Genomic DNA, 6225 nt, shown 5'->3' with positions numbered 1-6225 from the left:
CAGTTCCATGTATGGAACTGCGCCGTGCGAAGCGAAGCCGTGTTTACCACGGCGCAAGCGTGTGCGGAAAAAACACAGGATGTAGTTTTTGGAGCGGCAAGTGATAGATTGCTTCACTCCTGCGGAGTTCGCAATGACGCAAACAGTTCCATGTATGGAACTGCGCCGTGCGAAGCGAAGCCGTGTTTACCACGGCGCGAGCGTGTGTAAAAATTTCCATGGATGGCAAATTTTTGCTGTAAGAGAGGACGCGGCAGTCCCCCTGCCCTCCATTGTGAAAGGAGGGCATTCTGCGTTTATATGCAATAACTTCCCCCTTTTTTAAAGGGGGATAAGAGGGGGATTTTCAGGTACAGGCAGTCTTATCCCTTCACGCCGGCAGTCTGACCGCTTCTGCGGATGGCAAACTTTGCTTTAAAGTCAAACCAGTGCCTTGTCCCTGCTTTTTATATAGCTGACCAGATCTTCAATAGTCACAACAGGATAGGAGTGAGCCTTCCCGAATGCGAGAACCTCCGGCGTTCTTGCCATTGTTCCGTCCGGGTTGGTGAGTTCGCAGAGAACTCCGTAAGGTCTGAGCCCGGCAAGGCGCATGAAGTCTACTGTTGCCTCCGTATGCCCCTTTCTCTCCAGAACACCGCCTTTTCTTGCTCTCAGGGGAAACACATGCCCCGGTTTGTTGAGGTCGGACGGTTTTGCACCGTCTTTTATTGCTGCTCTGACTGTGGTTACTCTGTCAGCGGCGGAAACTCCGGTGGTTACCCCCTCGGCCGCCTCAATAGTCACGGTGAAGCCTGTTCCGTAGCTGCTGGTATTGTTCTGAACCATCATGGGAAGCTCAAGCTCGGCTGTCTTTTCTTCCGTGAGACACAGGCAGACTATCCCGCTGCACTCCCTGATGAGAACAGCCATCTGCTCAGGGGTGATTGTTTCTGCGGGGAATATCAGATCCCCCTCATTTTCTCTGTCCTCATCGTCAAGAACAAGGATTCCGCCGCCGTTTTTCAGCGACATGAGGGCGTCTTCGACTCTTTCGAATGATGTTTTGGGTAAAATGCATTTCTGATTCACGTATAAACCTCTTCATTTTCGTAAATCAGGGCAAGATTCAAGGGGAAAACTAAGGCATGGTTTGTTCGGCATGCGTTTAATCCTCTTTCGTCCGGACTGTACCGTCGGCTTCGGATTCTCACCGAATCTGCTGACCTTTGCACCAGTGCAAAGCGCTCGCGGGCTTGCCCGTTGGGCTTACCGCCGGTGGGGAGTTTCACCCCGCCCTGAGAATATGCTGTTATTATAGTCTTTTAGATTTCCGTGTCAATGGCTGTAATTTTCTGTTACCGATTGTTACACACGTACAGTAAATAAAAATTGACAGACTATGCAAACGCGTATTCAGCGGTGTTCTGTGGTTATTTTTGTTCCTTGTCATGGAAAGTTGACAAACGTCTAAGTTCTTAAATACAAGTGGTTTCAGCCTTTTTAATATATTCTGTCAACTAATATTGACATCCGGCTGGCACGCTAGAATTAATAAATGACTTGTACTAAAGCGTTTTATTTCTGGCATCGATGTTGCTTTATAGTATGCATGGAAAATACTGAGAATCTCGAAATACTTTTTGCCGAAGATGAAGAAGAACTCAGAAGAGGGGTATGCCTCTACTTCAGAAAGTTCGGATATAAAGTTACGGAAGCTGCCAACGGATTGGCATGTATAGAAAAAATAAAGGAAAAGGAAAGCACCGGAAAAGGCTTTGATCTCATCCTCTTAGATATGATGATGCCGGAAATGACAGGACTTGAGGTTCTTGATTTTCTGCACAGAACAGGCCTCAGAACCCCGGTTTTACTCATAACAGGTTATCTGGATGTGAGACCGGAGGACGAGCATTCCAGAGAGATGATAATAGGCATGCTGCATAAACCGTTTAGTCCATCTGAACTCATTGAGAGTACACACACAATTTTGCAAAGGAGCAGAATATCATGAGCTCGGTTATTTTCAGAATCGGCGTTTCCGCCACGGCAGTTTCAGGAATTTTTATGGCATTGTTCGAATACTTAAATATCAGCGCTGTTTCCGCTGCAAAAATGGGGCTTTTTCTCCTCATGTCTTTTTTGGGCATGGCTGCGGCGGCAATAAAGGCAACAAGGATATATCATGCAGGAACTGACTGACAAAACAGGCGTTTATCTGTCGCTTTGCGCCGGAGCCGCGGCTTCGGCGGCCGTTTTCTTCACTGGCGGCATGCTGTCGTTTTTTATTACGCTCATCCTGAGTGCGGTGTGCGTTTTCGCTTCTTATTTTTCGGCGTTAAAGACGGCAGAAAAATGCGGCATACGCTCAGAAGCTGACAAGCAGGCCGAGATGAACAAACTTCAGGAGTTTATGAAGTGTACAAAGAAGCTCCTTGATGACCGTGCAGATCTCATGCCGATGTTCTCCATTCAGCTTAGAAAAGTCATAAAGGACACGGAAGAATCCGCCAATGAGATCAGCAGCAACTTTATGAGCATAGTTGAGCAGGTGGAGAACCACAGCGAACTCGCAGGTTCAGCAATCTCAAACCTTATGGAGAATGACAGAGGCGGTCAGTCCATGATGGAAAAAAACCGTAAAGTTCTTCTGGAAGTAATAAAAACCCTAAAAGAAACCGGTTCTTTTTCAGATCTCATAAGCTTGCGCCTCAGCCAGATTATGGAAGGCGCTAACAAGGTCAACGCAACTGTCTCACAGGTGGAGTACATAGCGGATCAGACAAACCTTCTCGCCCTGAATGCGGCTATAGAGGCGGCAAGGGCAGGGGAACACGGAAGAGGCTTCGCCGTTGTGGCGGACGAGATAAGGAAGCTCTCCGAGCAGTCCAACCGTTTTGCAATGGAGATAAGAAACTCGGTAAAAATAATCACAAACGATATAGAGGGCATTTACAGCGAATCATCCAGCAATGCCAGCAGAATGAACGAGCTTGCCGTCTCCTCTGAGCACGATGTGGACGAAGCGCTGAGTCTTCTTGACGGCGGAATCAATTCCGCAAAGGAAACAATCAGATGCCTTCAGGAAGAAACAGCGAAAACCGCAGAGCGCATAAGGGGAATAGTAATTTCTCTCCAGTATCAGGATATAAACAGGCAGAGGATTGAGCACGTCATAGACCCTCTTGAAATAGTGGGCAAAGACCTTGTGCATATGTCCGCTGCAATGGACGATGTGGGGGGGAACCTCTGCACGCTCCGTCTGAGCGATTTGGGCGCGCACCTCAAGACCATGTACACCATGGAAAGTGAAAGAGAGATATTTGAAAAACACATAAAAGGGTTCACCTCTAATACGGCAGGCAAAAGCAGAAAAGGGAAAGCAGCAGCCGCAGAGGCGGACAATGTTGAATTATTTTAGGAGAATAAAATGTTAGACATCAGAGAGGAAAAAATCGGTTCTGACTGTGTTCTTTCCTTATCAGGCGATCTGACCGTGTGCAACATAGGGCAGGTCAGGGAAAAACTTATGGAGCTTTATTCCACGGAAGATCACGTAAGAGTTAATATTGCCGGAGAATCCAGTATAGATTTCACGTTCTTCCAGCTTATGTGTTCTGCCCACCGGACATTTTCATCTGGCGGGAAGCATATATCATTCGATAAAACCGAGGGCTGCCCGCTGGATCTTAAAAAGTTCAGCCTCGGTTTTTCAAGACGTTCCGGGTGCAGCAATGATAAATGCGGAAACTGCCTTTGGGTGGTTAAGGAGAGTGTTTGATGGGAAAAATGATTCTTAGTGTGGATGATTCCGCCAGCATACGCCAGATGGTTAAGTTTACCCTCACGAAAGAAGGGTACGAGGTTATCGAAGCCGGAGACGGAGCGGACGCTCTCTCAAAAGTTGCAGGGAAAAAGATCGATATGGTCGTAACCGACCTTAACATGCCCAACATGGACGGCATAACGCTGATAAAAGAGCTGAGAAAACAGGCCGCCTTTAAATTTATACCGATAATAATGCTGACTACTGAATCGCAGGACTCAAAAAAACAGGAAGGGAAAGCGGCAGGCGCTACGGGCTGGATAGTAAAACCCTTTAAGCCCGAACAGCTTCTGGGAGTAGTTAAGAAAGTGTTAGGATAGGATTATGTCCGCTGATATTCATAAACAGGCATTCGTAACCGAAGCCGGGGAGCTCCTTGAGGAGCTTGAGCATTCTTTGATGGAACTTGAAAACACGCCGGATGATTCTGATCTGGTGGCTAAGGTTTTCAGAGCCATGCATACCATTAAAGGCTCCGGTTCGATGTTCGGATTTGACAACCTCGCCGCATTCGTACACGGCATAGAGACAGCCTACGACCTTGTGCGTGAGGGGAAACTCGCAGTTACTCAGGAGATGATAGAGAACTCTCTGAAAGCCTGCGATGTTATCAAAGAGATGGTGGCGGATGAAACTATTGATTCCTCCGGCGGTGACGCTGCCGCAATCAAGGATTTCTTCTCTGCTCTCCGGAGCGGCGGTGACGCTGCTGATAAACCTGCTGAAAAAGCCAAGGAGAGCAAAAGCTCTCTGACCACTTTCAGGGTTCAGTTCAAACCCCATGAGGACATTTTTACCAGAGGGGTAAATGTTCAGCTTCTTCTTAACGAGATGGCGGAGCTGGGTGAATGCAAAGTTATTGCTCATTCAGAGAATATCCCATATCTCGATGAGCTTGAGAGCGAAAAATGCTATGTAAACTGGGATATAATACTCACCACTGACAAGGGTGAAAATGCCATACGCGATGTCTTTATTTTTGTTGAGGACGACTGCGATATAACAATAACTCCCGTTGCCTTTTATGACGGGGAATCCTCCGATGAACACGAAAGAATCGGGGAAATCCTTGTGGAAAAAGGGGATATATCCCGAATCGAGCTTGAAGCCATTCTGGCAGAGAAAAAACGTCTGGGCGAAATTCTGGTCGAGAAAGGCGTTGTTCCTCCTTCTGCAATTGCTGCTGCCCTTGAGGAACAGAAGCATATCAAGGAAATAAAAGCCAAAAAGATTGAGGCGGAGGGTATGACCTCCATAAGGGTTCAGTCTGATAAGCTGGACTTCCTTGTGGATCTCGTCGGTGAGCTTGTTACTGTGCAGGCGCGCCTCAGCCAGACAGCGGCGAGGAAAAACGAGCCCGAACTCCTTAAAATTGCGGAGGATGTGGAAAGGCTTGTGTGGGACCTCCGTGATAATACCATGAGCATACGCATGCTCCCCATCGGCTCCACATTCAGCAAATTCAACAGGCTTGTGAGAGACCTTTCCCACACTCTGGGCAAGAAGATAGACCTGGTCACCGAAGGCGCTGAGACCGAGCTGGACAAAACTGTCATCGAAAAGCTCAATGACCCGCTGGTGCACCTCATAAGAAACAGCATAGACCACGGCCTCGAAATGCCAGAGGAGAGAAAAGCCGCAGGTAAGAAAGAGACAGGGACAATAACGCTCAGTGCCAGACATTCAGGCGACAGCGTTCTCATACAGATCACCGATGACGGCAGAGGCATAGACCCTGAAAAGGTTCGCAAAAAAGCCGTTGAAAAAGGGCTTATAGCCGAAACAGCCGAACTCACCCCGAAGGAAGCATGCGAACTTATACTTGCACCGGGTTTTTCCACTGCGGAGGCTGTTTCCAATATTTCCGGCCGCGGGGTCGGCATGGATGTGGTGAAGAAGAATATAGAGGCTCTCAAGGGCACTCTGGATATTTCTTCCGAAAAAGGTTCTGGAACTGTGATAAGCCTCAAGCTACCCCTCACACTGGCTATTATAGACGGCCTTCTGATCAGGGTTGCGGATCAGTTCTTCATAATACCTCTTGCTGTGGTGGAGGAGTGCATAGAGCTTACCCCGAAAGACATAGCCAATTCCCATGGACGCAGCATAATTCAGGTTCGCGGCGACATAGTGCCCTACATAAAGCTCCGTGAGCTTTTCGGAATCAGGGGCGATGTGCCTGAAATTCAGCAGATAGTTGTTACAGAGATAGACGGAAGAAGAGTGGGCTTCGTGACCGATGCCGTAATAGGCGACCACCAGACGGTTATAAAATCACTCGGAAAAATATTCAAGGAGGTTCACGGGGTATCGGGAGCATCGATACTCGGCGACGGATCGGTTGCACTGATCATCGATGCCGTGAAGATATATCATGGCATAGAATAGATACATTTTTAGTAAATTTTTTTATCTGAAAA

6 protein-coding genes, 1 pseudogene and 1 riboswitch are annotated in these 6225 nt (G+C 47.8%); of the genes and pseudogenes, 6 read left to right on the top strand and 1 reads right to left on the bottom strand.

The window, feature by feature from the left end; genetic code table 11:
* Positions 1–420 precede the first annotated feature (420 nt).
* On the bottom strand, positions 421–1071 hold the full coding sequence (gene ribB / locus OSQ85_RS07820) for a 3,4-dihydroxy-2-butanone-4-phosphate synthase (RefSeq protein ID WP_265822292.1): 651 nt from the start codon (positions 1069–1071) through the stop codon (positions 421–423).
* Positions 1072–1146: 75 nt separating this feature from the next.
* Positions 1147–1289: riboswitch (FMN riboswitch) on the bottom strand.
* A gap of 302 nt (positions 1290–1591) precedes the next feature.
* Between ribB and OSQ85_RS07815 the strand changes: the two genes are divergently transcribed.
* The 6 genes and pseudogenes from OSQ85_RS07815 (at position 1592) to OSQ85_RS07790 (ending at position 6193) form a co-directional block, all read left to right on the top strand.
* Positions 1592–1993: a response regulator gene (locus tag OSQ85_RS07815; RefSeq protein ID WP_265822291.1), complete on the top strand. Its 402-nt coding sequence runs from the start codon at positions 1592–1594 to the stop codon at positions 1991–1993.
* Entirely contained in the window at positions 1990–2181 is a 192-nt protein-coding gene (locus OSQ85_RS07810) for a hypothetical protein (RefSeq protein WP_265822290.1), read from the top strand. Before OSQ85_RS07815 ends, OSQ85_RS07810 begins: the two co-directional genes overlap by 4 nt.
* Before the next feature lie 565 nt (positions 2182–2746).
* Positions 2747–3400 (top strand): annotated as a pseudogene (locus tag OSQ85_RS14125) (methyl-accepting chemotaxis protein); the annotation flags it as partial.
* A gap of 9 nt (positions 3401–3409) precedes the next feature.
* Positions 3410–3760: an STAS domain-containing protein gene (locus tag OSQ85_RS07800; RefSeq protein ID WP_265822289.1), complete on the top strand. Its 351-nt coding sequence runs from the start codon at positions 3410–3412 to the stop codon at positions 3758–3760.
* Positions 3760–4125 carry a response regulator gene (locus OSQ85_RS07795; protein ID WP_265822288.1) on the top strand — a complete coding sequence of 122 codons (366 nt, stop codon included), beginning with the start codon at positions 3760–3762 and terminating at the stop codon, positions 4123–4125. Before OSQ85_RS07800 ends, OSQ85_RS07795 begins: the two co-directional genes overlap by 1 nt.
* 4 nt (positions 4126–4129) lie before the next feature.
* Positions 4130–6193, top strand: coding sequence for a chemotaxis protein CheA (locus tag OSQ85_RS07790; protein WP_265822287.1), 2064 nt, complete (start codon positions 4130–4132; stop codon positions 6191–6193).
* The last annotated feature ends 32 nt before the right edge of the window (positions 6194–6225 follow it).

The sequence above is a fragment of the Geovibrio ferrireducens genome (genome assembly GCF_026226615.1).
In the GTDB taxonomy this organism is placed as follows: Bacteria; Chrysiogenota; Deferribacteres; order Deferribacterales; family Geovibrionaceae; genus Geovibrio; species Geovibrio ferrireducens.
Note: the sequence above shows the minus strand (reverse complement) of the source record. Positions and strands in the feature narration are given on the sequence as shown.